The following is a 25,743-nucleotide window of genomic DNA, read 5'->3' as shown; positions in this document are numbered from 1 at the left end:
GGCGCCCGGTCGGGCGGCTCCGCCGGGTACGGCTCAGGTGCCGGCGAGCGGCAGCGAGGCGGCGACCACCTGGCCCAGCGACACCGCGCGCTCCAGCGCCTGGCGCAGCAGGTCCTCGCGCGGCTGGCGGCCGACCATGCCGGCCGGGACGGCGTACATGGTCACCTCGGAGAGCTGGCTGGCGGCCATCCGCCACGCCTCGGTGACCTGGAGCGGCTGGTGCGCCTGCCACCAGCCGGTGCTGCCGCCGGCCGCGGCGGGTTGCAGGATCGCGTGCAGCTTGCCCATCGCGACCAGGACCGACCAGCCGGCCAGCTGGTCCGGGGTCTCGTTGAGGTCGCTGACGGGCTGGAAGCCGGCGTCCTGGAGCAGGTCGAGGAACTCGTCCTCGCCGGAGGTGCTGCCGGGGCGGCCGACCGGGCCGGTGGGCTCGACCACCAGTGAGGCGTGCCCGACCTTGTCGTGCAGGACGAGCCCGCAGGTGATGCCGAGGATGGCGGCCTGGCCCGGGGCGGTCGGCTGGGCGGCCGGGTCCGCGACGGCACCGGCGGGGGCGGCGGGGGCGGCCGGGGAGGCGGGGACGGTCGGGGTGTTCGGCGCGCCGGGGCCGGGCGCGCCGGTCTGGGCCTGGCTGATGCTGCGGACGGCGCCGGCCAGCTGCTCCTCGGACACCGGCACCACCTGGGACGGGATGCAGCGGGCGTGGGCGAAGGCGAGCACCGCGGTCTCGTCGGCGACGAAGAGCACGGTGCTGGTCGCCTCGATGTCGGTGTCGCCCGGGGTGCGGCAGGAGGTGCACTCGTAGCTGGCGGGTGCGCGGTCGCCGGCGAGGAGGCGGTCGGCCTCGTCGTCGCCGATCTCGGACCGGACCTCGTCGCTGACGTCGAGCATGCGCGGCACTGGGTCTCCTCGGGAGGTGGGTGCGGATGGGCTTCGTGGTGCCGTGGGGGGTGGTGGGGAGGTTGAGCGGCGGTTGGTGAGGGGAGGTCGCCATGCCCAACGGGCCCCTGTGTCAGGCGTCACGGGTGCCGGCCGAGGCCGACGGGAATTGCCCGCGATCCGATCGCGCCGGGTGTTCTCGTGGTCGCAATCTGTCGATGTCGGTGGCGAGACTGCCGGAATGAAACCGTGAGGTGGGTCACGGCACCCGGATGTTCGATCTAGGAATTGACGGTTAAATCGGACATTTCGGGCATGATTCGCAGGTTGTTACTGGCGGTAACCCCTTGCTGAGCTGGGCAGACCGTCCGAGTTTTGGAATCCCCGCCGACCGGCTCGTAGCTTCTTCAGCGGCGCAACGAGCGCCACCCGGGCTCACCCCCGACGCACAGCCCCCCGGCCCGCCGGGCGCGGCAGGTGCCCGCCGACGCGATCGCTCGAACAGGTCGCCGGCGAGTGGCTGGGTGGCCGGGGCGGCAGCGGCACGTCCGACACGTGCACGGCCGCCCCACGGACGCGGCAAGCGAACTCGGCCCTCTCCAGGGCTTTGGTTCCGCATGCCCGCCCGGGGCTGTCGAGAGGAACCCCATGACCTTCCGTAACGAGAACGCCGCTGCCACCACCTCCGCCGTCACCAAGCGCAACCGCGTGCGGATGGCGGTCGTCGCGGGTGCCGCCGTCGCGGCCCTGCCGGTGGCCGGCCTCGTCACGGCCACCTCGGCCTCCGCCGCTTCGGTCTCCACCTGGGACGCCGTCGCCCAGTGCGAGAGCGGCGGCAACTGGTCGATCAACACCGGCAACGGCTTCTACGGTGGGCTGCAGTTCACCTCCAGCACCTGGGCCGCCTACGGTGGCACCGCGTACGCCGCGCAGGCCAACCTGGCCACCAAGGCGCAGCAGATCGCCGTCGCCGAGAAGGTCCTCGCCTCGCAGGGCCCGGGCGCCTGGCCCGTCTGCTCCGTCAAGGCCGGCCTGACCAAGGGCGGCGCCCCGGCCGCCGTCGACACCTCGGCCGGTTCGTCCACCGGTTCGTCCACCGGTTCGGCTGCGGCCAAGCCGGCGCAGACCCCGGCGCCGAAGACCGCCACCCCGAAGGCCGCCGCCGCCCCCAAGGCCGCCGCCGCGCCGAAGGCCGACGTCGCGCCGAAGTCCGCCCCGAAGAACGACGCCGCGCCGAAGCAGGACGCCGCCAAGGGCGCCCAGTCCTGGACCGGCTCGAACGACGCCAAGCCCGCCAAGCCGGCCCAGCCGGCCAAGGGCGACTACACCGTCAAGTCCGGTGACACCCTGAGCTCCATCGCTGCCGCGCAGGGCCTGGACTGGCACGACCTGTACAAGAACAACGCCAAGGTCGTCGGCGGCAACCCCGACCTGATCTTCCCGGGCCAGGTCCTGAGCATCTGAGCTTGAGCTCGGCTCGGGTGCGCTCGAGCTGACCTCGAAGGCCGCTCCTCCGTGTGGGGGAGCGGCCTTCGGCGTGTCCGGTGTGTCGGGGCGGTGGCGTGGCCGCGCTGCCTAGGGTCGGGCGCCATGCTGCATTCGCGTGACGGACGGTATGACGAGCAGTGCGGCGGACGGTCCGACGAGCAGTGCGGCGGACGGTCCGACGAGCAGTGCGGCGGACGGTCCGATGAGCGGCCTGACGGGCCGGCAGGTCGGGCGGCGCTGCGGCTGAGCGTCGCGGTGGCGGTGGTGGTGGCCGTCGTCTCCGGCGGCGGTGGCGGTCCCGGGGGCGACCGGGCCGGTGCGGCGGTGCGGGTCGCGGATGTGGTGTGGGACGAACTCGCCGACTGCGAGAGCGGCGGCGACTGGCGGGCCGACACCGGCAACGGCTACTACGGCGGTCTGCAGATCTGGCCGCCCACCTGGGCCGACGCCGGCGGCCTGCGGTACGCCGACCGGCCGGACCACGCGAGCCGGCGGGAGCAGACGACCGTCGCCGAGGAGATCCTGCGGCGGGAGGGGTGGGAGGCCTGGTCGGGCTGCGCGCGGGAACTGGGGCTGCTCGGCGGGCCGAAGGGCTCCGGGACTTCGTTCGGGGGCTGGTCGGCCGCCCGGGGCGAGGGCGGTGCGGGAGGATGGTGGGGTGATCCAGGGTGAGCTGTTCGGCGATCCGGCGGGCCGGTCCGGTGAGGGGCGCCGTTCCGGCGAGGGGGGCCGGTCCGGTGAGGAGGGCCGTTCTGCCGAGCGGGGCGGGTCCGCGGTGCGGGGCGGGCGCCGGGAGCCGGCCCCCGGTGCCGTGCTGCTCCCCGGCTGGCTGGACCTCGACGCGCAGCTGCGGCTGGTCGCGGCCTGCCGGGAGTGGGCCCGTCCGCCGGCCGGCCTGCACGAGGTGCGGATGCCCACCGGCGGCATGATGTCGGTCCGGATGGTGAGCCTCGGCCTGCACTGGTACCCGTACGGCTACCGGCGGTTCGCCGAGGACGGTGCGCCGGTCAAGCCGTTCCCGCCGGAGCTCGGCCTGCTCGCCCGCCGGGCCGTCGTCGAGGCGTACGGGGGCGGGGCCGGGGGCGGGTCTGAGGTCGGGGCCGGGGGCGGGGGCGGGTCTGGGGTCGGGGCCGACGGGTCGGTCGGGGAGGCCGGCGGCGCGCAGGTCGCGGGCGCGGCGGCGTACGAGCCGGACATCGCGATCGTCAACCACTACCCGCACGGCGCGAAGATGGGCCTCCACCAGGACCGGGACGAGCGGGTGGACGCGCCGGTGGTGTCGCTGTCGCTCGGCGACTCCTGCGTCTTCCGGCTCGGGAACACCGAGACCAGGACCAGGCCGTGGACCGACCTGGAGCTGCGCAGCGGGGACCTGCTGGTGTTCGGCGGCCCGGCCCGGTTCGCGTACCACGGGGTGGTGCGGACGCTGCCGGGGACGGCGGACCCGGCGCTGGGGCTGGTCGGGCGGCTCAACATCACCGTGCGGCAGTCGGGGCTGGAGCGGTAGCGCGGACGTCGCCGGTCACTCCCGGTGGTGCCGCTCACACGTTCGAGTGAACTGGTCGTTCCGGCTCGGTGAGCGGGAATGACCCGGGTCGCCGGAGAATTCGAGTGAGCGGAAGAATTCGATGCGGAGCGGGCGGCGCCGACCGGCGCGGACCCCCCGCAGCCCGGAGAGGGAGCACGCATGGGTACCCCCGTCGACGACCTTGTCGACCTGCTCGACCTGGAGCAGATCGAACTGAACATCTTCCGCGGGCGCAGCCCCGAGGAGGCGCTGCAGCGCACCTTCGGCGGCCAGGTCGCCGGGCAGGCGCTGGTCGCGGCGGGGCGCACGGTGGACGGCGAGCGCCCCGTCCACTCGCTGCACGCCTACTTCCTGCGCCCCGGGGTGCCCGGCGTGCCGATCGTCTACCAGGTCGACCGGATCCGCGACGGCCGCTCGTTCACCACCCGGCGGGTGCTCGCGATCCAGGGCGGCCGGTCGATCTTCGCGCTCACCGCCGACTTCCACCTCCCCGAGGAGGGCGGCATCGAGCACCAGTACCCGATGCCGACCGTCTCCGCCCCCGAGGACCTGCCCAGCGCGCTGGAGGAGGTCGGCTCCAGACTCGGCGAGCTGCCCCCGTTCATCAGCCGCCGCCAGCCGTTCGACATCCGGTACGTCGACCGGCTGCGCTGGACCAAGGAGGAGCTGGAGGGCATCGAGGCCCGCAGCGGCGTCTGGCTGCGCACCAACGGCCCGCTGCCCGACGACCCGCTGATCCACGTGTGCGCCCTCACCTATGCCAGCGACATGACGCTGCTGGACGCCGTGCGCGCGCCCGTGGAACCGCTCTGGGGCACGCGGCACTTCGACATGGCCTCGCTGGACCACGCGATGTGGTTCCACCGGCCGTTCCGGGCGGACGACTGGCTGCTCTACCAGCAGGAGTCCCCGATCGCCCACGGCTCGCGCGGCCTCGCGCGCGGGCAGATCTTCGACCGGGAGGGGCGGCTGGTGGTGTCCGTGGTGCAGGAGGGGCTGTTCCGGCCGCTGGGTGGGTGAGCGCGAATCGCTGAGGCGCGGTGTCGGTGAGGTGTCGATGAGTGTCGGCATGTTGCCGGGTGTGGCGGGGTGTGGCGGTTCCCGGTCGTTCCCCGGTCGTTCCCCGGCGGGCGGGAATGGCCCGGCAGGGTCGGCGGCGTTGTGGTGGTCGACGCCGCGGTGGTCGGCGTCGGAACGGTCGAGGCGAACGGCTGAGGCAATCGGCTGAGGCGAAACGGCTGAGGCGAAATGGCTGAGGCGAACGGCTGAAGTGATCGACCGAGGTGACGGCCCGAGCGGCGGGCCGTCGACGAACTGAGCGGGAGGGTGGACCGATGACGGCGACGGCCGCGGAGGACTGGAAGCACTGGACCGAGCAGCGGGCCGCGTCGGTGAGCGCGCCGCACGGCCAGCTCGCGCTCACCGGCACGCACTGGCTGGCCCCCGAGCCCGGCGAGGTCCCCGGCCTGCCCGGCCGCTGGTGGGCCGACGGCGAGGGCGTCCGGGTACGGGCGGCGGCTGCCGACGGCGTCACGGTCGGCGGTCGGCCCGTCGACGGCGAGGTGCTGCTGCGCCCGGACACCGACCCGGCCGCCGACACCGCCGCCCTCGACGACCTGCTGCTCGTCCCGATCGAGCGCGAGGGCGAACTCGCCCTGCGGGTCCTCGACCCGGCCGCACCCCGCCGGGTCGCCTTCGCGGGCATCTCCAGCTACCCGTACGCGCCGGAATGGGCGGTCCCCGCCGTCTTCACCCCCTTCGAGGGCGAGCCGCAGGCCGTCGTCGTCCCCAACGCGGACGGACGGGAACGCCCGCTCGCCGTCACCGGGCGGATCGAGTTCACCGTCGCCGGCGAGCACCGCACCCTCACCGTCAGCCGCGCCGGCCAGCGGCTCAGTGGGGTGATCGCCGACGCGACCAGCGGCGTCGACACCTACCGGTTCCGCTTCATCACGCTGCCCGCACCCGATCCGGACGGGAACACGGTGCTCGACCTCAACCGGGCCTACCTGCCGCCGTGCGCCTTCTCGGACCACTTCATCTGCCCGTTCCCGCCGCCGGGCAACCGGTTGGACTTCGCGGTCGAGGCGGGGGAGCGGCAGGTCCTCAGCCGGTAGGCGGTGCGGCGCCCCGCCGACGCCGCCGCGCTGCGCCGCCCCCGGTGTCGGGCGGCGCGGCGGCCGGGGCGAGCATGGACGACTGTGCCGACCAATCAGCCTCCCGACGCAGCCTCCCCGTCCACCCCTTCCCCGTCCGCCTCCGCTTCCCCGGCTCCTGCCCCGCGCTGGTACCGGCGGGCCGTCCGCGGGGCGTTCGCCGACCTGAGCCCCCTGCGCGAGAACCCCGACTACCGCCGGGTGTGGTTCGGCCAGGCGGTGTCCTCCATAGGCCAGCAGATGACGGCCGTGGCCGTCTCCGTCCAGGTCTACGCCCTGACCGGCTCCTCCTTCGCAACCGGCCTGGTGGGCCTCTTCTCGCTCGTCCCGCTAGTCGCCTTCGGCCTCTACGGCGGGGCGATCGCCGACACCGTCGACCGGCGCCGGCTCGGCCTGATCGGCTCCGCCGGCCTCGCCGCCGTCTCCGCCGTCCTCGCCGTCCAGGCCACCGCCGACAACGGCCGGGTCGCCGTCCTCTACGCCGCCGTCGCCCTCCAGGCCGCGTTCTTCGCGATCAGCTCACCCGCCCGCTCGGCGATGATCCCCAGGCTCGTCCCCAGCCACCAACTCCCGGCGGCCAACGCCCTGAACACCATCAGCATGAACCTCGGCCTCACCGTGGGCCCCATGCTCGGCGGCGTCCTCATCGGCGCCTACGGAAGCCAGGCCGCCTACCTCGTCGACACCGTCGCCTTCTCCGGCACCCTCTACGCGATGTGGCGCCTGCCCTCCCTCCGCCCGCTCGGCGAACGCAAGGGCCGCGCCTCCGTCCTCGACGGCCTGCGCTTCCTGCGCGAGCAGCCCAACCTGCGCACCAGCTTCCTCGCCGACCTCGCCGCGATGATCTTCGGCATGCCGCGCGCCCTCTTCCCGGCCATCGCCGTCACCTTCTACGGCGGCGACGCCCGCACCGTCGGCCTGCTCGTCTCCGCCCCCGCGGTCGGCGCCCTGATCGGCGCCCTCTTCTCCGGCTGGGTCGGCCGCATCCACCGCCAGGGCGCCGCCGTCCTCGCCGCCGTCTGCGCCTGGGGCCTCGCCATCGCCGCCTTCGGCGCCCTCCACAACCTCTGGCTCGGCCTCCTCCTGCTCGCGGTCGCCGGCTGCGCCGACACCGTCAGCATGATCTTCCGCAACACGATGATGCAGGTCGCCGCCCCCGACGAGATGCGCGGCCGCCTCCAGGGCATCTTCATCGTCGTCGTCGCCGGCGGCCCCCGCCTCGGCGACTTCGAATCCGGCGCCGTCGCCTCCCTCACCAACCCCGCCACCTCCGTCATCACCGGCGGCCTCGCCTGCGTCGCCGCCGTCCTCCTCCTCGCCGCCCGCCGCCCCGCCTTCCTCACCTACGACGCCCGCCACCCGACCCCCTGACCCACCCCACCCCCGCCCCTCCCCGCCCCGTCCCCCTCACCCGAAACCTGGCAGCGAGCACCCCCCGACGTGCTGTATTGTTTTCCATGTCGCCGGGACAACCCGGAGACAAGGTCGAGAAGCCCACAGCAGAGCCCCCCAGGCCCCGCTACCGGGCACCGAGACCACGGGACGTGGCGCAGCTTGGTAGCGCACTTGACTGGGGGTCAAGGGGTCGCAGGTTCAAATCCTGTCGTCCCGACTGTGAAGTCGGTTGTGAGAGCGGGTACTTGGGAAGCCAGGTGCCCGCTCTTTTGCTGTGGTGGTCGCAGTGTGGTCGCGGGCGCTCGTTCGCGTCATTTCAGGGGGCGCATCCGGGGGTGTGAAGCCGCTCAGTCACAACTGATATGCGGCTTTTGTCCGTTCAGTCGAGATGACCGAGCGTAGTCGGTAGGTGCGTGAGCTTCTCCCCGGCGTCGAAGTGGGCATGGTGTCCCGGAAGTGGGCATGCCTGTGGGGCCCGCGGCGTCAGGTGTGGTGGTGGCTCCGGGGCTGAGCGGGTGTCAGTGATGGACCGGCGGTTCCGGCCGTTTAGCTGGCCCTTGCGGCGTTCTGAGCGGCCCGGTGGACCGAGGTGTGGGCGTGCGGTTGTGTCAGGCCGCGTGGCTGAACAGCGGGTTCGCCAAGGGGTTGGCGAGGGCGTCGGCGCCGCAGTGGGTGCGGGACTCGGCGAGGTGGAGCCTGGTTTCGATGGTGTGGACCGCGGCCATGGCGACGTCCCAGGTCAGGTGGCTGTAGATGTTCGCGGTGGTGGAGAGGGTGGAGTGCCGCAGGGTCTTGGAGATGATGGCCATGGGGACGTTGCCCTCCAGGGCGAGGGTGGCGGCGAGGTGTCGTAGGTCGTGGATGGTGACGTGCGGCAGTCCGGCTTGTTCGCGCAGTTCGTGGAAGCGCCGGCGGACCGCGGCCGGGTGGAGGGGCTTGCCGTCGGTGTCCTGGAAGACGTGGCCGTTGTCCGGGGAAGTGTTCCTGGCCATCGCGCGTTCGAGGGCGGCGGCGACGCGGTCGGACAGGGGTACCCAGTTGCGGCTCTTCTTCGTCTTCGGTGCGGTCAGGACGAGTTCGTGGTTGTCGATGGCGGAGAGGGTGTGGCGGATGTACATGACGCGGTCGTCGAGCCGCACGCACGGGCGCTGGAGTCCGAGGGCCTCGCCCTTGCGCAGGCCAGTACCGATGACGACCTCGAATAGGTCGGCGAAGGCGGGGTCGACGCCTCGGCAGTGACTCAGGAAGGCGACGGCCTGTTCCGCGGTCCAGGGGACGCGTTCGGCGGCCTGGGGCCTGCGCATGGGCAGGGGCTGGGCGGCGTTGTAGGGGAGGCGGTGGGTGCGCACGGCCGTGCCCAGGGCGCTGGAGAGCGTGGCGAGGCAGTGGTAGACGGCCTGGCGTCCGCGGCCGGCTTCGAGCTGCTGGTGGGTGTAGGCGGCGATGTGGTCGTGGGCGAGCTCCTCGAGGCGTATCTTGCCGAAGACGGGTATCAACTCGCAGAGCACGTAGGTGCGGTAGCGGGCGTAGGTGGTGGGCTTGAGCAGGAACTCCATGCCCTTGAGCCACTTGGTGAGGTAGGCGGCCACCGTCTCGTGCGGGTCGGCGTCGAAGCCCAGCTGTCGGCCTTCGAGGAAGCGTCGCAGTGCCGTCTCGGCGTACCACTCGTCCTCGAAGCCGCCGCGCCGTATGGTGCGCCTGCGGCCGGTGAGGGAGGGGATGTCGACGGCGAAGGTCCACGTGCCGTGATCCTGCTCGGCCAGGCGTGGGCACTTCGCGCCGAGCTGGCGCCGAGTCGCATCGCGGCACCCGCATCGGCGGTAGACCCGGCCCGGTCGTCCTGACCTGCGCACTCCGTGTACCTCCTGTGGCTGTGACTTCTTGATCAGTTCACGGAGGCTACACGCGCCGCGAGAGCATGATCGTCTGCGACCACCATGCGATCACCAACCCGGAAATAGGTCTCTGACCTGCGGTTCACGGTGAGGATCCGCACCTGGATGCGCCAAGCTCGGGCGGGTTGCGGTGGCACCTGTCATGGTCGATGTGGGCATGCGAAAACCATCACCGTATGTGACTAGCCGGGGCCTTGACCCGGAGGCACACGCGGGCGGCCGGGGGGTGCTTCCTGCCCTCCGATGCGGCTACGCAGTGTGAACGGCTGGTCGGGGTGGCTGGCCCTGCGCGACCTTGGGCCGAGGCGGGCGGGCCGCCGAGGTCGGGGCGCCTTGATCCGCGTGGGGGTTGCGGCAGGCGGTTCAGATGAGCCGGTTGCGGTGGGCGGCTGCGGCTTCGCGAACGAGTTGGGCGAAGTCGCTGCGGCTGCGGTCCTGCTGCTGCCCGGCCTGTTCGTCGTCGTCCCAGTCCTCGTCATCGCCGAAGTCGTCTTCGTCGTCGACTTCGTCGTATTCGTCGTGGAGGAGCCAGCAGCCGCGGATGCCGGCGAGGAGGTCTTCGAGGAGATCGGGGGCGGGGCGTTTGGGGTCGAGCGGGGTCAGGCGCAGGCCGGTGTCTTCGGGGTCGGTGTCCGGGCCGGTGTGCTGGGCGAGGGTGTCGTCGATGTCTTCGAGTTGTTCGCGCAGGCCGGCGGGGTCGGAGAGGAGGCCGTCTGCGATGTGGAGGGCATGGCGTACGAGGCCGGTAACGGCGTCGTACGGGGAGGCGCCGGCTTCGAGGAGTTCGAGGACGAGGGTGGGGGTTTCGTGGGGGAGGGCTTCGATGTTGTCGGCTTCGAAGAGTACGGCGGTGGGGGAGTGGCCGGTGGTTTCGGCGGTGACCTCGGCGGCGGCTGCGAGCCAGTGGGCTGCGGCGACGGCGGCGGCGGTGGGGTCGATGTCGGTGAACAGTGCCGCGGGGCCGAAGGGGTCCTGTTCGAGGAGGTGATCGGCGGCGGCGACCTGGACGGGGGAGGCGCCTTCGCGGCTGAGGAGGACGGCCTGGCGGGCGCGGCCGGTGAGGTCGCCGAGTTCGGCATTCTCCACGGCGGCGAGTTCGGTGCCGACCTCGGCGAGGACGGCGTCGGTGAGGTCCGCGTTGCCGATGGCGTGCAGGGCGCGGCCGACGCGGTGGGCGGATTCGACCAGGGGGCTGTAGTCGACGTCGAGCATGCCGTCCTGGGGGAGGTTGGGCTGGGTGATGGCGCCGGGGACCTCGTCGAACGCCTTGCGTTCCTCCGCGCGGCGCCAGCCCTCGGAGTTGGGCTCCACCGAGGAGGCGGCGCTGGCCGGGTGGGTGTAGGTGCGCCACGCGGCCTCGGACAGGTGGGTGAGGGCGCGGGCCAGCCGCATCAGCGCGGCCGTGTCCGTGCTGGCCGGGAGGGCGGCGATGCGGGCGGCGAGATCGCCCTCGCCGGTTCCCCAGGTCGCGATGAGCTCGTGCCGCCCGGGGTCGATGCTGTATCGGGTCATGAAGCCGTACCTCCGGTGATCTGCTCGGCAACGCCGCCGGGCGCCGAGCCATTCTGACGCACCGCCAGAGAACGCCGGGCCGTGCAGCCGACGGGCGTCTGTCGCTGCGAGAGAGCGAAGCCCCCTCAGCGGCAGAGGCGCTTGAACCCCAAATTGCAGGCTCCTCGACGGGTTCGGATGAGACCAGCGGTGCGGGGGCATCACGGAGACCGGCGTGCTCGAGAGATCACCGGACGGGAGGCCCCCGACCGGTGCAATGGGCAGGCTCGGCCTACTTGCGCCGGGATTCGTCGGCTCTACCCGGCGGCGTTCTCGGCCGGCTCCAGGAGGCTGTGGCTGCGAACGGCCGAGCGGCTGGGGGCTGGGTGTTCTCCGCTTGATGGGACGCGCGGCTGGAGTGGGCGGTGGCTCGAAGGGGCGATCCATGGGTGGCGGGCTCCCTTCTCGGGATGAGACATCTCGAAGCATGTCATAAGGTGCAAACCTGAACTATTGGTGCCGCCATCTCGGGCTCTGGCGCGGACAGGGGAGGAGGGCAGTGCCGTGTCCGACAGTGCTGAGCCGATCCATGCGCGCCTTGCGGAGCTTGCTGGCCCCCAGGATTCCGACCAGGTTGTCGTTGATCTTGGCTGCGGTGCGGGACCGACGCTGCGGGCAGTCAGCCGGATAGCGCCGCAGGCTTCCCTCGTAGGGATCGACCGTTCGGCGGAGTCGTTGCGCCAGGTCCACGCGGCCCTGGCAGGTCACAAGGGGGCGACGGCGACGATCGTTGCGGACCTGCGCGACCGTCTCCCGTGCTTCGACGAGAGCGTGGACGTCGTCGTGTCGTACAACACCATCGAGTGCCTGCCGAACCCGCAGGAGATGCTGGCCGAGGTGGCACGGGTTCTTCGGCCTGGCGGGCGGGCGGTCATCGCGCACGTCGACTTCGACTCGATGGTGATCGCGGGCGCGGACGCCGATCTCGACCGGCGGGTGTGCCACGCGTTTGCGGATGACGCGCAGAGCTGGATGGACCATGCGGACGGCAGGATCGGCCGCAAGCTCGGGCTGCTCCTCGCCCGCAGCCCGCTGGACCTCGTCGGCGTCGAGCCGTTGCTGGCGTGGTCGACCGCGTTCACGGGGCACGCGAAGGATCGGGTTGACCAGGTCCGGAAGGCTCTGCTGTCCGCCGCAAGGCACGGTCGTGGTGCGGTCGCTCCTGAAGAGATCGAGGCTTGGTACACCTCGGTGTGCGATGCGGACCAGCTGGGCGGCTTCTTCTTCTCCGAGCTCGCGTTCATCGCGGTGGCGGAGAAGGCGAGGAGCGGTCGCATCGGGCATGGGGCCGGTTTGTACCGCGGCCAGAGGCCGACGCCTGGGAGAGTCGGCTCGATGCCGCATTTCCCGACTGCTGCTTGACCGGCGTCTATGGGGAAGCGGCGTTCGTGAGGGTGGTGGCGGCGAACGCGCACAGAGCTTTCACGCTGGTGCTGAGCGGGGCAGTGGTGTCCAGCGCCAGTGCGGGCAGTTCGGGATCGGACCAGGACAGCTCCGGTGCGTCCGGTGCCGGGTTGGTCCGGTAGGCGCGGACGGTGCGGAGGGCGTCGCGGGCGTGGCGCACTCGTTCGGGCGCGTGGACGTGGATGAGGTGGAGGCGTTCTCCGAGAAGGTCTGCGGCGAGCTGCCGCTCCGCCTCGGTGGAGGTCACCAGGGTGACGATGCCGACCTGGTGGCGGCTTGCGGCGCGGGCGAGAGCGTGGATGGTGGCGATGCGGTCGGAGGGTGACCAGCCGAGATCTCGCAGGACGCCAGTGGCGCGTTCGGCGTCCGCGTCGTAGAGCCCGCAGTCGGCGCCGTGCTCGGTACGGAGGTGGGCGAGGAGGTGCCGGGCGAGGGTAGTCTTGCCGGAGGCCGGCAGCCCGAGGAACCAGAAGACGGCTGATGATCGCGGCTGGTTCACGGGGCGTAACCCCACTTCTGGCACCAGGAGTTGAGCAGCGGTGGGACGTCGGGGGCCTCGGGCGGCGGGGTGGCGGCCTGGATGCGGCCGGAGGCGATCTGGGGCGACCAGTCACCGATGCCATAGACGAAGGGGCCGTGGTCGTGGCAGCCGTAGTCGAGCATGCTCTGATCCCAGGGGATGCCGATGTGCTCGCACAGGGCCTTGCAGGTGGCTTCCGGGTCGGCGGTGAGCTGCTCGTAGGTGACGTGGACGGTGCTCGGCAGGTTGGCGGCGGCCTCGTCGAGGGCGGCGGCGAACTTGTCCACGGTCACGGCCGCTTCGGCAAGGTCGTCGGCGTCGCCGGCGCGGCGGATGGAGTCGGCGATGGCGACCGGGTGGCGGCGCAGGACGATATAGCGGGCCTGGGGCCAGCAGGCTGCGAGGCGTTGCCAGATGAACACGTTGCCCGGGGACTTCTCGACGAGCACGCTCTTGCCCGCCTCGGTGAGCTGGCGGTGCAGCAGGCGGTCCCAGAGCAGGTGTTCGAGGTCGGTACGGGTGAGGCCGAGGGTGCGCATGGACAGGTCGGTGAACTCGTCGTCGACGGCCACGGTGTAGCCGGCGAGGTGGAGTTCGTGCGGGGCGTGGACGTCGGGGTGGGAGCCGAGCAAGCAGCGCAGCAGGGTCGATCCGGAGCGGATCGGGGAGAGGAGGAACACGGGCGAGGGGACAAGACGGTGGTCAGGCACCGAGTTCCTCCTTCACGGCGTGCTCGCGTTCGGCGAAGACACGCAGGCGGGTGGTGATGTCGCGGCGGTAGTGGGCGGAGCCGGGGGTGGTCTTCTCGTCGCAGTGGAAGATCCGGAGTGGGAGGTGGTGCAGGTAGCCGATGCCGGGGCCGGCGGGATGGGCGAAGGTGTGGGAGAGCCAGTCCTCGTAGTTCATCCAGCGCTGGCCGTCGTCGTGAAACCGGTCGCCGGGGATGCCGCCGGCCGCGGTCATGACGGGGCGGGCTCGCTGGGTGTCGTAGATCAGGAAGTGCGAGGAGACGCGGTTGACGGAGCGGGCTCGGTCGCTCAGCGGCGGGCCGACCTCTTCCAGCTTCCACTGCCAGCAGTCGTGGTCGTCGATGCGCTGGGCGAGGGCGAGCTGCGGGCACTGGTCGAACGTCTCGGCGATCTCGGCGAGGACATCGGTGGCGTTCGGGTCGCGGAAGGCGACGACGTCGCCTTCGACGGTGATCAGGAAGCGGCTCTTGTCGCTGACGAAGTGGGTGTGGATGTTGTTCGCCTGGTCGCCGGAGGCCCGGTGGCGGGTGCGCCAGCGCAGCCGCACCTCGTCGAACCCCCAGGTGGCGTGGGCGAGTTCGACGATCTCGTCGGCCGGGGCACTTTCTGCCCCGTCCACGACGAGCACCAGGTCGTACGGGTGGCGGGTACCGCGGGTCAGGGCGGCCAGGGTGGTGGGGATGGTGCGGCGCAGGAGTTCGACGTCGCTGTGGACGAGGTAGGCGATCGTGAATGAGGGTGGATAGGTCGTCACGGTGGTCACCAGCCCGCCGGTCCGGTCACGTCCGGCCCCGGGGCGCTGCCGGCCCGGTCCGTGGACGTGAGCAGGGCACGGAGGTCTTTCAGCATGCGGTCCGTGAGCTCATGGGCAGCTTCGGTGATGTCCCGCTCGATGCCGTACTCGATCTCCTCGGGGATGTGTGGGTGGCCAACGCACATCCCCATGACCTGGTACTTGGCGCTGCTGCCGAGCCCGATCCGGTCGGCGAGGTCCTGCAGTGCGAACAGGTCGAGGACGACCGTGCCGGCGCGGTACAGGCGGTCGGCGAAGGCGGCGGTGTAGTGGGAGATGAGGTCGCGCACCGTGGTGTGGTGCGCGGTCGGCAGCTTGGTCTGTTCGAGGGCTTCGGCGACCGGGGTGGGGAGGAAGACGAAGGCGCACCGGTAGAAGTCGGAGGTGCCGAGCATCCGGAAGCAGCCGGTGCGCTCGAGCAGGTCGACCATCTTCTGGAAGGTGGCCTGACGGTCTTCGACGAGCCGGCCGATGCCGTTGACGCCCTGGTGCTTCATCAGCGCCCAGAGCTTGAGCGATTCGAAGCCGCGGGAGCCGTAGAACGGGGTGATCAGTCCGAGGTCGAGGCAGTCGGGGTCGTGGGCGCGGTCCGGGTAGCGGGCGAAGCGGCCGAGCGCGGCCGGGTCGCGGAAGAGGACGTAGCTGGAGGGGTAGCTGATGAACAGGCCCTTGTGCGGGTCGAGGGCGATGGAATCGGCGTGCTCGGTGCCGGCGAGCTGGACCTTGAGCTTCTCGGAGAACAGCAGGCTGCCGCCGTGGCAGGCGTCCACGTGGAACCACACGTTGTGCTGCTCGCTCAGCTCGGCGAGGGCCTGCAGGTCGTCGATGCCGGTGGTGCGGCAGTTGCCGGCGACGCCGACGACCATGAAGATCCGCTTTCCGGGAGGCGGCGAGGCCAGCAGGCGGGCGACGGAGACGGGGTCGCTGGTGAAGTCCGGGGTGGCGTCTGCCCAGAGCAGTCCGTCGGTGCCGAGGCCGAGGGCCTGGGCGGCGGCGAGGTAGGAGAAGTGCTCGACTCCGCCGGCCAGCAGGATCACCGGCTGCTCGGGCAGGGCCCGCAGGCCGGTGGTGCGGACCTCGGGGAAGGCGTGGGAGAGGGCGGCAGCGATGGCGATGTGGTTGCTCATGTTGCCGCCAGAGGTCCACATGCCGCCGAGCGCGCCGAGCCCCTGGTAGTCGGCCAAGGTAGTGGTGTCGTAGCCGACCAACTCCCGGAGCCAGGTGATCAGCTGGGCCTCGATCACGCTGGCGGCGGGCGCGCTGCGGTCGAAGGCGATCAGGTTCTGGTTGAGGAACGACGCGACGATGTCGGCCGCGAGGGCGGCGACGCTGTCGCCGGTGTCGGGGAACGCGAGATAGCGAGGGTCCGCCTGGGAGATCGACCACCGGGCGATCTCGGTAAGGGCCTCAAGGAGTTGCTCGTCGTTCTCACCGTTCTCGGGGAGCGGGCCGGCAAAGCGGTCGATGAGCTCCTTGGCCGTCGCGTGCCGCAGGACCAGGTCGTCGCGTAAGGCGCCGGAGGTGAAGTCGAGGCCGAGGTCGACCGCGCGGTGCAGCAGCCGTCGGCTGTCCTCGGTCGGGCGGTTGCCAAGGAGGGCGGGTGGGTGAGTGTCAGACACGTCCGAACTCCATTCGGTAGACGCAGTCTTCGCACGAGGACCAGGCCGGGGCCTGGGAGAGGAAGGAGTCTCGCAGAGCTCCGTACGGCTGCGAGGTCCAGATCTCGGCCATCGGCGCCTTGCGGATGTTGCCGAGCACGTTGCCGGGTGAAGACTCCATGTGGATGCAGCACGGCGTGACGTCACCGTCCTTGGTGATGTAGCCGGCGTCCCAGGGCCACGGGCACACGGCCCGGCCGGCGGCCGGGGAGGCCAGCCGGGAGTAGTCGAAGATCGACAGCTGCAGCCCCAGCTCGTCGGCGCGGGCGAGGCCGGCCTCCAAGTGAGGCACGACCATTAATGGCGAAGCGGCGAACAGGGACTCGGTGTTGAGGGTCTTGTCCTCGCCCCAGTGATGCAGGCTCTCCACACTGATGCGCGTGACGCCGTGGTCCGCGACGAAGTCGACGATCGCCGGGAACTGGTCAAGGTTCGCGGTGGAGAGCGTCACCGCGGCCGACAGCGCGGTGTCACGCTGCCGCGTCATCTCCGCGGCCTCGCGCAGCGCGGTGGACAGCTGGGATCGGCGAAGGCCCGAGCGCATCCGCCCGAGCGTGGCATCGTCGGCGCCGTCGACACTGATGGCGAGCAGACCCAGTCCGGCGTCGAGGACCGCCTGGAGACGACGGCGCACGAGCAGGCCGTTGGTGTTCGTCGAGGTGAACACAGACCGGTCGGTGCACGCCTGGACGAAGGCAGCGAAGTCGCGGACGATCAGCGCCTCACCGGCGCCGACGAAGGAGACGTGGCCGAGATCGGGCAGCTGATCGAGCAACGCGACGAAGACGTCCAGCGGCAGGTGACCGCCGCTGCTGTCGTGCACCGCCCGCACACACCCGGCGCAGGCGAGGTTGCACAGGTCGGTGAGCTCCACCTGCAGGTACTGGGGAGTTGGCGTCGGACGGCCCGGCTCGAGCCCGTAGCGGTCGAAGTCGTCGGTGACGAGGAACTTCCGAAAGCGCTCCGGCACCACGATCGAAGGCACGCGCTCGGGCGTCACCTGGCCACCTCCTTCCGGTAGACGGAGACCATCTCGTCGACGAACGCCTCGAACGCCGCCACCCGGCGGCCGAACGACGACACCCGCGGCCCCCGGCATCCGGCCGCCGCATCGATCGCCTGCCTCCACGAACCGGGGTCGGCGTACTGCTCGACGAGGTGGACGCCTCCGTCGTCCGCGAGATGGCGCATGGACGGTACCGCCGAGGACCACACCGGCACGCCCAGGGCCCGGGCCTCGTGCGCCACGATCGGATGGTTCTCCCACCACTGCGAGGGCACCAGCAATGCCCGGGCGCCGGCCAGCACCGGCCCGACGTCGGAGCGGGAGAGCGGAGGAAGCCAGCGCACCCGCGGATTGGCGGCGGCGACCAGGCGCATCCGCCCCTCGTACTCGGCGTCGTCCGGCACCGTCGCGACCAGGAGCGGCAGCATAGTTGGGCTTTCCGCGAGGGCGTCGAGCACGACGTGGAGGCCCTTCTCGGGTGAGCACCGGCCCAGGAACAGCAGGTACTCGCTGCCGCCACTGCTCTCGGCCAGCGATTGCCAGCTGCCGGGCAGCCCGTAGCGAGCTTGGTTCCGGACCATCTTGTTCATCGCGACGCCGGCCTTCGCGAGCTCCGCAGCCTGGTGTGGTGTCTGTGTCCACAGTGCCCGCACCTGGTCGTTCAGCCACGCGACATTTCGGTCCCGCCACAGCTGCACCTCGTCGGCCGCGTTCATCGGTGCGTCGAGGCAGCCCGTGCAGGCGCTGGACGGGGCGGTGCTGGTGCACTGGCCACCCGTGGAGCGCACGAGAAGCTGGTGGTCGGGGCAGACGGCGGTGTAGTCGGTCAGCGTCGCGACGACCGGCACGTCCCGCAGCGGCGCGGTGTCGAGGAACGCCAGGCCGATGCGGCTGAAGTGCAGGACGTGGACGAGGTCGACGGCAGGTCGCGAGGCGAGCAACTGCTCGATGCGTGCCGCCTGCTGGACCTCTTGGGCGTGCCAACCGGCCGGGTAGTCGCGCGCGAAGACGGCGGGCACGCTGATGTACTCGGCCGCGGTGCGTTGCTGCGGCGACGGCGGGTCGCCGGCTGCCAGCCACGCGACGTCCAAGCCTCGTGCCATCAGGGCCCGGGTGAGGTCGTCGGCCAGGATCTCCGTGCCGCCGGCCTCGTCGCCAGCGAACCGGTGGGTGACCAGAAGAATGCGCATCTCGCCTCCCGTCAGCAGGTGTTGCCCTGGAGCCCGGCCCAGCGACCGAGCGGCGTGAGCTCAACGGGCATGCGGCCGTTGACTTCCGCTGAGGCGGGTCGCCCGGGTGCTTCCGGGCCGGACAGGTGAAGCGGACCCGCCGCGTCGTCGGCGAGTACGGCGAAGGGCTCGTGAAGTGTCAGGGCGGTCCAGCCGCCGTCCGTGAAGTCCGCGAACACGTTCACACCGAGCCCCTCGTCGGGGGCGGCCGGTTCGGGAAGCGGCAGGAGGAGCTCCAGGTGATCGGCCTCCCAGGAGAGGCGGACGTCGTGGGAGTCCTCCCAGGTGGGATCGGGATGCGGAACGCGGCGGAACCGCGTGGTGGGGGCTGCGAGCCATCGGGCGCCGTCGCGGGTGCACCGCAGGTACCGCTCGCCGGGCCACTGCCCTGCAGCGAGGTCATGAAGGGTGAACCCGCCTTCGCCCAAGGGCTGCAGGCGGATGCGGACCGCTTGGACGGCGTCGGGCGTATCGCCCAAGTCCAGCCGCACTGCGAGCCCTTCGGCGCGTCGGGCGAGAGTGACCGCGAGTCCCGCAGGGTTGGCCAGGCCGCCTCGTACCCGGCCCGGGCCGGCAAGCGGGATGGACATCGGCTGGTTGTCGACCGTGGTGTCGAGGTGGGCCGCGGGTAGGTAGGCGGCTTCGGGGGAGGAGGCGAGTGCCTCGTCGGTGAGTCCGTACGGAGAGGGCAGGGCGTCCAGCACCTCGGGGTGCTGCTCGCGCAGGGCGACGACCAGGCGGATCGCCAGGTCGGTGATGAACCGGATCAGGTCGCACTTCACGCCGTCGGGCTTGGTGATGTCGCCGTTCGCGAGGACTGCCTGGTAGTAGCAGCCGCCGCCGCACACGTACCGCGACGGACAGGAGGAGCACTCGTCCCGCTGGTCGACGACCAGGTCGAGGTACTTGCGGCGCTCGGAGTCCTCGACGCCGGTGGAGGTGTGGCCGATGTGCCAGCCGGACTTGCCGATGAAGTGCGCGCACGGGTAGAGGTTGCCGTTGGTGTCTAGGTAGGTGCCGCTCTTACCGGCGCCGCACCGGTAGACCTGAGCCGCGCGGTCCTTCACCCGGTAGAAGAACCGCATGAAGAAGTCCTCGGAGTTCAGCGCCAGCAACCGGGCGAGGATGCCCTCCGGCGGCTGGGCGAGGATGTGCTCGACGAGGTCGGCATAGCCCTGGCGGAAGGCCGGCAGGGTCTCGGCGTTGAGCGCGTAGTCCTTGTCGTGGGTGGCGTTGACCGGCTTCATGTAGATGTTGCGGGCCCCGACGTCCTCGAAGAGGTGGCGGAAGATCGCCACGAAGTCGGTGCAGTATGCGGTCAGGACCGCCGAGACCCCCATGTCGGGGTGGCGGGCCAGCACCTGGTCGAGGACGGAACGCACGTGGTCGTACGTGCCGCCGCGGCCACCGGTGTAGAAGCGAACCCGGTCGTGGACGTCCCTGGGCCCGTCCAGGCTGATGTCCTGGGGCGGGCCGAGCTGCTCGGCAAGCTCGGCCGTCATCGACAGCGTGGCGTTGGTAACCATGGGCCCAGCCCAGACCACCGCGACGGGTGAGTCGGCGAGGTTCTCGGCGACCAAGTCTTGGACCGTGTCGTGCATGTGGCGCACGAGCATGGTCTCACCGGCCAGGCCGAAGTCGATCCGGCTGTACCGCGCGTCCTCCTCGACCAACCGGTCGCGGTGTGTGCGAAGGCCCTGCACCACGGTCTCCAGCGGGATGGTGACGGGCTTGCCGTCGGCGTGCACCCGGTCCCGGAACGAGCAGTACGTGCAGCCCATGTTGCAGACGTCGGTCAGCGACAGCTGGGCCTGCGGGTACGCCTCACGGTAGGAGGTGATCTGGTGGACCGGCTCCAGGCCGCCGCACGGACACGGCTGGCCGGGAGGGGTGATCTGGCCGCCGCGGACATGGAAGGTGTAGCCGTCCGCGAAGGAGACATGCGAAGCATCGCTGGTGGACAGTGGGATCGCGTCGCTGATCACGGTTGACCTCTCGGGTTGAGATGGCGCGGATCGGGGCGGAACGGGATTACAGCTTGCGCGGGCCAGGCACACCGAGACGGCGACGCAGTACGTCCAGCCGGTGGGCCAGCTGCTCCACCTCGACGTCCAGGTCGGGTGCCGGCGGCGCGGGATCGGCTGCCTCCCGCAGGGCGAACGCCCGGCGCACCAGGGCTTCCACCTCGGCGGCCTCGTCGCCCGAAACGAGCTCGTTCAGGAGCGACAGCTGGGCAACCAGCTTCACCGGAGGCGGCGCAGCCGCGGCACGCGTGAACACGAGCCGGGCCAGCAGCGCCCGGGACTCGAACCACAGGTACTTGGCGGTGAGTTCGCGGCCCCGCTGCTCGTACTCGCTCGGGCGGCTGGTGACGGCGGTGGACGGGGCAGCGATGGCGGTGGCGACCCAGCCGAGGCTGTGATGGTCCATGCCGGGCCGGCGCAGTTCGAACCACTCGTGGAGATCGCGGCTCAACATCCCGTCCGCGCTGACGACATCCCGCTCGGTCGGCCGGGCGGCGGAGCCCTCGGCCGCAAGACCCAGACAGGCGAGCGCCTCGATCACAAGATCCTCGAGCGCCCGATGCCCGTTCGGGTGATCGGGTGAGCTCAGCTCGAAGTCGACGTCGCTGTCACGTCCGAGGACTCCCTGCGCGCACGAGCCGCGCAGGATGAGCTCCAACCCCTCCAGTCCCAGGGAGCCTTGAGCAGTCCGGGCAATGCGGGCGGTGACTTCCTCAGCGACCTCGGCGCGCTCACGCGCCGCGTCCCACCCGCCGACGCCCCGCAGCTCCTCCAGACGTACGACCAGCTGTTCGAGCGATTGGTGGTCGGTGGCCAACTGGAGCTCGGCCGTGGAGAACAGGGCGAGAACCCACGGCCGGCGTAACCGCTCCAGGCCACGGCCGCTGTTGGCACGGGCGCGTTCGGTGAGGGCATCCAGGCGGTGAAGGAGGTCCGCATAGGCGTCCTCACCCTGGTCTGCTCGCAGCCGTGCAGTCAGCACGGTGTGGAAGACGCCGAGACCGGGCGGCAGGACGTCCTCGGCGAGATGACCCAGGCGGGCGGCACTCGCGGACTTCGGCCTTACGGTGGGCAGTTCGCTCGCGAGCGTCAACTCGATGCCGCGGCGACGCACCTCCCGCGCGGCCAGTCCGGCCGGCAGCCAGGCGGCGAGTACGGCCTCGAACCCGTCCAGCGTCGGCTCTTCGTCGCCCTCCGCCGTGATGCGCTTTCTGAGCCCCAGATCACGTCCGGCCAAGTCGGACCACGCGATGTCCCACTTCATCACGGTCAGGGCACCGGGGGCGGCGGTGCCCGCCGGAACAAGCAACGCGTCCTCCCAGTCGATCAGAACCGTCCGGCCGCTCCGCCGGAACATGTTCCGCGGAATGCACCCGGACGCCTCCACGCCGCACCCCAGCACCGCCAGGAGGAAATCCTCGATCTCCTTTGCCGACAAGCCGGCCAGGCCGTCCGTCGAGGCGGAGAGCGGTCGACCGAGGTAGGGCGACACCAGAGCCGCCGTACGGTCGTCCAGGGGAACCAGGTCGGGCACGCACACCTCGATGCGCCCGAACCCGTCCACCGCGAGCGCACCCAGGCGGCGCACTGCCTCCGCAGCGAGGGCGCGCTCCGCGTGCGCCGCCGCCCACGACCGACGCTTGGCCACAAGGTCTCGGCCGTCATGGCGCAGCCGCCGCACGGCACCGGTGATGTCACCGAGTTCCGGATCGTCGAGCGCATGCACTGCGCCGTCGCTGACGAACACCGCCCGGATCGCCGCAGCGATGCCCAGCGAACCATCCGCACCCCCAGACAGCCTGCTCACCCCACTCCCCTCCCGAGTGCCGCACGGCAGGCTTGCCACCGTAGCCGCTCCATCACGCTGTGTTCGATCGAATTTGCGGATTCGGCTCAAGGGGATGCGGAGCGCCTGCTTCCTCGCGAGCTGGCGGAACTCGCGGGGATTGCTGATGAACACTCAGGATGATCTACGGCCAAGGGCCTTGAGCGGGCCGGGTTCGCTCTGCGGCGCCCTTAATCGGGCCGCCGGCTGTGCGGAGCATGGGATACTCGGCAGACGGCGCCGACCGCTCGACGGAGCGGCGCCGTGCGACTCCCGCGACCCGTCCGCGGATCCGCCCTCTCACAGAAGTGGTCCTTCGATCTATGCCTACGGTCCTCTCCATCGCCGACGCGCTGCGCGAGCGCTTCGCACAGGCGATCTCCACTGCGTTCCCCGACGCCGCGGACAGCGACCCCCAGCTGCGACGAAGCGACCGCGCCGACTTCCAGGCCAACGGCATCATGAGCCTGGCCAAGCCGCTGCGGGCCAACCCCCGCGAGGTGGCCGCGCGCGTGCTCGAGAACCTCGGCTCTGACCAGGTGATCGCGAACCTGGAGGTCTCCGGGCCCGGCTTCATCAACGTCACCGTCACCGACGCCGCCATCCTCGAACGCCTGGCCGCCCGCGCGGCCGACGCCCGACTCGGTGTCGGCAGCAACGCCGAGGCCGGCGTCACGGTGATCGACTACAGCCAGCCGAACATCGCCAAGGAGATGCACGTCGGCCACCTGCGCTCCACGATCATCGGGGACGCGCTCGTGCGCGCCCTCGAGTTCAGCGGCGAGAAGGTCATCCGGCGCAACCACCTCGGGGACTGGGGCACCCAGTTCGGCATGCTCATCCAGTACCTCATCGAGCACCCGACCGAGCTCGACGAAGGCACCGAGCCGGACGACTCCGGGCCGTCGATGTCCCGGCTCAACCGCCTCTACAAGGCGTCGCGAGCCAAGTTCGACAGCGACACCGACTTCGCCGACCGGGCCCGCCGGCGCGTCGTCGAGCTGCAGGCCGGCCACGCCGAGACCGTCGCGTCCTGGCAGGGCATGGTCGACGAGTCGAAGGTCTACTTCGAAGCCGTCTACGCCCGCCTCGGCGTCCTCCTCGAAGACGCCGACGCCATCGGCGAGAGCTACTACAACCCCATGCTCGCCGACGTCTGCGCCGACCTCGAAGCCTCCGGCGTCGCCGTCCGCTCGGACGGAGCCCTGTGCGTCTTCTTCGACGACATCAAGGGCCCCAACGGCGAACCGACCCCGCTCATCGTCCAGAAGAGCGACGGCGGCTACGGCTACGCCACCACCGACCTCGCCGCCATCCGCGACCGCGTCGGCATGCTCGGCGCCAACCAGCTCCTCTACATCGTCGACAGCCGCCAGGCCCTCCACTTTCAGATGGTCTTCGAGACCGCCCGTCGCGCCGGCTGGCTCCCCGACAACGTCCGCGCCCTGCACCTCGGCTTCGGCACCGTCCTCGGCAAGGACGGCAAGCCCTTCAAGACCCGCTCCGGCGAGACCGTCCGCCTCATGGACCTCCTCGACGAAGCCGTCGACCGGGCCCGCACCGTCGTCGCCGAGAAGAGCCCCCAACTCGCCACCGAGGAACTCGAAGACCGGGCCAAGCAGGTCGGCATCGGCGCGGTCAAGTACGCCGACCTGTCGACCTCCCGCACCCGCGACTACATCTTCGACGTCGACCGCATGGTCTCCCTCAACGGCGACACCGGCACCTACCTCCAGTACGCCTACGCCCGCATCCAGTCCATCCTGCGCAAGGCCCCCGACGACGTCACCCCGACCGCCCACCAGGACCTCGCCCTGGAACCGGCCGAACGCGCCCTCGGCCTCCTCCTCGACGAATTCGGCACCACCATCGACCTCGTCGCAGAGACCTTCGAACCCCACCGCCTCTGCGCCTACCTGCACAGCCTCGCGGCGGCATACACCACCTTCTACGAGCACTGCCCCGTCCTCAAGGCCCCCAGCCGCGAGGTCATGGAGACCCGGCTGCTGCTCTGCCAGCTCACCGGCCAGACCCTCCGCCAGGGCATGGACCTCCTCGGCATCGGGACACCCGAGCGCCTGTAGCCGATGTGAAGCCTTCGGGTGGGCCGCGAAAGGCCGGCCTACCCGAAGGCTTCGCAGCGGACGGTAGGTGTTGTGGCCCGCGGGGCCTGTTGGCGAGCCGATGTCCCCCGGGCGCTTGTCGTCTCGGCCGCGCTCGCTTGTTACTCCGGGTCACGGAACGATGGCACCTTCTGCCGGGCCGATATCGATCGGTACGCTGTACGGGTGATTCGTCAGTGTCCACACTGCTCAGCAGAGCCTTCTGAGGCGGGTGAGACACTCACGTCAATCGCGTTCGTGTCGGCACTGTGGAACCCGGGGGGAAGCTGGTGACAGGTACCGTCCTGCCGCAGCGGATCGGCCCGTACGCCGTCGAGCGGTGCCTCGGCACCGGAGGCATGGGGGCGGTGTACCTGGCGTACTCCGTCGCGGGCGACCCGGTCGCGGTCAAGGTCATCAGGCCCGACAAGATCGATCCGCATTCCCGCGCCCGCTTCGAGCGGGAGGCGGAGATCGCGCGCACCATCTCGGGTACGGGCCGGGTGGCGCGCTTCCTCGACGCGGATCCGCTCGCCGAGCAGCCGTGGCTGGCCATGGACTACGTGCCCGGCCGCCCGCTCACCGAGGTCGTGAAGGACCAGGGCCCACTGTCGGCACAGCTGGTAGCGAGTGTGGGCGCACTGCTCGCCGAGGGGCTGGCCGCGGTTCACGGGGCAGGTCTGCTCCACCGGGACCTCAAGGCGTCCAACGTCATCCTGGGCGACTTCGGCCCGGTAATCATCGACTTCGGCCTCGGCGCCTTCCTGGAGGCATCGAAGGGCTCCATGAGCCAGCCCGGAACCGTGCTCGGCACAGTCCGCTGCATGCCGCCCGAGCAGGCGCGCGGCGAGACGGAGGTGACGGGAGCGGCGGACGTGTACGGGCTGGGAACGGTCCTCCTGCACGCCGCCACGGGCCACGCACCGTACGACGGCGTGCGGTGGGAGGCGATCGCGGTGCAGGTGGTGAGCCCGGACATCGGGCCCGACCTGTCCGGACTGCCGGAGCAACTCACCCCGCTGCTGACCTCGATGCTCGCGTACGAGCCGGGCGACCGTCCCACCCTGGACCAGGTGACCAGGCACTGCGCCGACCTGCTGCGGGAGTTGGGCACCAGCCCGGCCCGGGCCCGCCACGCGCTGATTCAACAGACCAGGCCGGCCGACGGCGCGTCGGTGACCCTCCCGCAACCGGACGCCCTGATGCTGGACCGCCTGGAGGCCCTCGACAAGCTGCTGCGGGAGCAGCCGGAGGCCGTGCCCGGGGCCGAGGCCGACTCCGTGCCCGCCGAGGAGGGCAGCCCCGCCGCCGGTGGCGATCCTGCCGGGCCGACGCCCGCACCGGCAGGCCCGCCCACGGAACCCCGGCCCCCCGCCGCGCGCCCCGGCCGTCCGCCCGCGTCCCGGCGGGTGGCTGACGAACTGCGCAAGCGGTACGCGGCCCGTGGGCAGCTGACCTGGTCCGAGCGCCAGAAGCTCTGAGCGCCTCGCCCCGTCCCGACCGCTTGCGGTAGACAGTAGGCACGGATGCGGCGGCACCGC

At 71.2% G+C, this 25,743-nt stretch carries 20 protein-coding genes and 1 tRNA gene; 10 read left to right on the top strand and 11 right to left on the bottom strand.

All coding sequences use genetic code 11. The features are described 5' to 3' along the window. Nucleotides 1–33: 33 nt before the first annotated feature. Nucleotides 34–900 (bottom strand): hypothetical protein, encoded by an 867-nt coding sequence (locus AB2U05_RS07930; RefSeq protein ID WP_369182875.1) that lies wholly within the window; start codon nt 898–900, stop codon nt 34–36. A 627-nt stretch (nt 901–1,527) separates the two neighbouring features. On the opposite strand from AB2U05_RS07930, the gene AB2U05_RS07925 reads away from it, so the two are divergent. The 7 genes from AB2U05_RS07925 to AB2U05_RS07895 all read left to right on the top strand — a co-directional run bounded on the left by AB2U05_RS07925 (nt 1,528) and on the right by AB2U05_RS07895 (nt 7,663). Further along, nucleotides 1,528–2,343 (top strand): transglycosylase family protein, encoded by an 816-nt coding sequence (locus AB2U05_RS07925; protein WP_045705342.1) that lies wholly within the window; start codon nt 1,528–1,530, stop codon nt 2,341–2,343. A 126-nt stretch (nt 2,344–2,469) separates the two neighbouring features. Beyond that, on the top strand, nt 2,470–3,039 hold the full coding sequence (locus tag AB2U05_RS07920) for a transglycosylase family protein (RefSeq protein WP_369182874.1): 570 nt from the start codon (nt 2,470–2,472) through the stop codon (nt 3,037–3,039). Between the two features lie 103 nt (nt 3,040–3,142). After that, complete coding sequence (locus AB2U05_RS07915; protein WP_369185925.1) at nt 3,143–3,874, top strand: alpha-ketoglutarate-dependent dioxygenase AlkB; 732 nt, start codon at nt 3,143–3,145, stop codon at nt 3,872–3,874. Between the two features lie 180 nt (nt 3,875–4,054). Then, nucleotides 4,055–4,915: an acyl-CoA thioesterase II gene (locus tag AB2U05_RS07910; protein ID WP_045705341.1), complete on the top strand. Its 861-nt coding sequence runs from the start codon at nt 4,055–4,057 to the stop codon at nt 4,913–4,915. A 314-nt stretch (nt 4,916–5,229) separates the two neighbouring features. Continuing rightward, on the top strand, nt 5,230–6,012 hold the full coding sequence (locus tag AB2U05_RS07905; protein ID WP_369182873.1) for a DUF1684 domain-containing protein: 783 nt from the start codon (nt 5,230–5,232) through the stop codon (nt 6,010–6,012). A 204-nt stretch (nt 6,013–6,216) separates the two neighbouring features. Beyond that, entirely contained in the window at nt 6,217–7,422 is a 1,206-nt protein-coding gene (locus AB2U05_RS07900; RefSeq protein WP_369185924.1) for an MFS transporter, read from the top strand. A 167-nt stretch (nt 7,423–7,589) separates the two neighbouring features. Further along, nucleotides 7,590–7,663 (top strand) — tRNA-Pro (locus AB2U05_RS07895). Nucleotides 7,664–8,054: 391 nt separating this feature from the next. Here the strand turns inward: AB2U05_RS07895 and AB2U05_RS07890 are convergent. Together AB2U05_RS07890 and AB2U05_RS07885 are read right to left on the bottom strand one after the other, a co-directional pair. Next, nucleotides 8,055–9,299, bottom strand: coding sequence for a tyrosine-type recombinase/integrase (locus AB2U05_RS07890; RefSeq protein WP_369182872.1), 1,245 nt, complete (start codon nt 9,297–9,299; stop codon nt 8,055–8,057). 405 nt (nt 9,300–9,704) lie between these two features. Continuing rightward, nucleotides 9,705–10,853 (bottom strand): hypothetical protein, encoded by a 1,149-nt coding sequence (locus tag AB2U05_RS07885; RefSeq protein WP_369182871.1) that lies wholly within the window; start codon nt 10,851–10,853, stop codon nt 9,705–9,707. 543 nt (nt 10,854–11,396) lie between these two features. Here AB2U05_RS07885 and AB2U05_RS07880 point away from each other — a divergent pair. Beyond that, nucleotides 11,397–12,254 (top strand): methyltransferase domain-containing protein, encoded by an 858-nt coding sequence (locus tag AB2U05_RS07880; RefSeq protein ID WP_369182870.1) that lies wholly within the window; start codon nt 11,397–11,399, stop codon nt 12,252–12,254. Nucleotides 12,255–12,261: 7 nt separating this feature from the next. Here AB2U05_RS07880 and AB2U05_RS07875 read toward each other — a convergent pair whose 3' ends face one another. Genes AB2U05_RS07875 through AB2U05_RS07840 form a run of 8 tightly spaced genes read right to left on the bottom strand, consistent with a single transcriptional unit; the run spans nt 12,262 to nt 22,235 of the window. Beyond that, nucleotides 12,262–12,795 carry an adenylyl-sulfate kinase gene (locus AB2U05_RS07875; RefSeq protein WP_369182869.1) on the bottom strand — a complete coding sequence of 178 codons (534 nt, stop codon included), beginning with the start codon at nt 12,793–12,795 and terminating at the stop codon, nt 12,262–12,264. Next, nucleotides 12,792–13,526: a sulfotransferase gene (locus tag AB2U05_RS07870; RefSeq protein ID WP_369182868.1), complete on the bottom strand. Its 735-nt coding sequence runs from the start codon at nt 13,524–13,526 to the stop codon at nt 12,792–12,794. Before AB2U05_RS07870 ends, AB2U05_RS07875 begins: the two co-directional genes overlap by 4 nt. Beyond that, nucleotides 13,519–14,328, bottom strand: coding sequence for a hypothetical protein (locus tag AB2U05_RS07865; protein ID WP_369182867.1), 810 nt, complete (start codon nt 14,326–14,328; stop codon nt 13,519–13,521). The genes AB2U05_RS07870 and AB2U05_RS07865 overlap by 8 nt, the downstream gene beginning before the upstream one ends. Next, on the bottom strand, nt 14,325–15,977 hold the full coding sequence (locus AB2U05_RS07860) for an aspartate aminotransferase family protein (protein ID WP_369182866.1): 1,653 nt from the start codon (nt 15,975–15,977) through the stop codon (nt 14,325–14,327). The genes AB2U05_RS07865 and AB2U05_RS07860 overlap by 4 nt, the downstream gene beginning before the upstream one ends. After that, nucleotides 15,970–17,016 carry a radical SAM/SPASM domain-containing protein gene (locus AB2U05_RS07855; protein ID WP_369182865.1) on the bottom strand — a complete coding sequence of 349 codons (1,047 nt, stop codon included), beginning with the start codon at nt 17,014–17,016 and terminating at the stop codon, nt 15,970–15,972. Before AB2U05_RS07855 ends, AB2U05_RS07860 begins: the two co-directional genes overlap by 8 nt. Continuing rightward, nucleotides 17,013–18,212: a glycosyltransferase gene (locus AB2U05_RS07850; RefSeq protein WP_369182863.1), complete on the bottom strand. Its 1,200-nt coding sequence runs from the start codon at nt 18,210–18,212 to the stop codon at nt 17,013–17,015. The genes AB2U05_RS07855 and AB2U05_RS07850 overlap by 4 nt, the downstream gene beginning before the upstream one ends. 11 nt (nt 18,213–18,223) lie before the next feature. Continuing rightward, nucleotides 18,224–20,236, bottom strand: a complete 2,013-nt coding sequence (locus AB2U05_RS07845; RefSeq protein WP_369182862.1) for a radical SAM protein — start codon at nt 20,234–20,236, stop codon at nt 18,224–18,226. 46 nt (nt 20,237–20,282) lie between these two features. Further along, nucleotides 20,283–22,235 carry a hypothetical protein gene (locus tag AB2U05_RS07840; RefSeq protein ID WP_369182861.1) on the bottom strand — a complete coding sequence of 651 codons (1,953 nt, stop codon included), beginning with the start codon at nt 22,233–22,235 and terminating at the stop codon, nt 20,283–20,285. 188 nt (nt 22,236–22,423) lie between these two features. Here AB2U05_RS07840 and argS point away from each other — a divergent pair, with 188 nt between their 5' ends. Both argS and AB2U05_RS07830 read left to right on the top strand, forming a co-directional pair. Then, a complete protein-coding gene (argS, locus tag AB2U05_RS07835) occupies nt 22,424–24,184 on the top strand; it encodes an arginine--tRNA ligase (RefSeq protein ID WP_369182860.1) in 1,761 nt (586 codons plus the stop codon). 308 nt (nt 24,185–24,492) lie between these two features. Then, entirely contained in the window at nt 24,493–25,683 is a 1,191-nt protein-coding gene (locus AB2U05_RS07830) for a serine/threonine-protein kinase (protein WP_369182859.1), read from the top strand. Nucleotides 25,684–25,743 lie beyond the last annotated feature (60 nt).

Source organism: Streptomyces sp. Y1, from assembly GCF_041053115.1.
In the GTDB taxonomy this organism is placed as follows: domain Bacteria; phylum Actinomycetota; class Actinomycetes; order Streptomycetales; family Streptomycetaceae; genus Kitasatospora; species Kitasatospora rubellomurina.
Note: the sequence above shows the minus strand (reverse complement) of the source record. Positions and strands in the feature narration are given on the sequence as shown.

Coding starts and splice junctions, on each gene's coding strand:
- AB2U05_RS07925 (WP_045705342.1), top strand. CDS start 1,528: ATGACCTTCCGTAACGAGAACGCCGCTGCCACCACCTCCGCCGTCACC.
- AB2U05_RS07920 (WP_369182874.1), top strand. CDS start 2,470: ATGCTGCATTCGCGTGACGGACGGTATGACGAGCAGTGCGGCGGACGG.
- AB2U05_RS07910 (WP_045705341.1), top strand. CDS start 4,055: ATGGGTACCCCCGTCGACGACCTTGTCGACCTGCTCGACCTGGAGCAG.
- AB2U05_RS07905 (WP_369182873.1), top strand. CDS start 5,230: ATGACGGCGACGGCCGCGGAGGACTGGAAGCACTGGACCGAGCAGCGG.
- AB2U05_RS07885 (WP_369182871.1), bottom strand. CDS start 10,853: ATGACCCGATACAGCATCGACCCCGGGCGGCACGAGCTCATCGCGACC.
- AB2U05_RS07850 (WP_369182863.1), bottom strand. CDS start 18,212: ATGCGCATTCTTCTGGTCACCCACCGGTTCGCTGGCGACGAGGCCGGC.
- argS (WP_369182860.1), top strand. CDS start 22,424: ATGCCTACGGTCCTCTCCATCGCCGACGCGCTGCGCGAGCGCTTCGCA.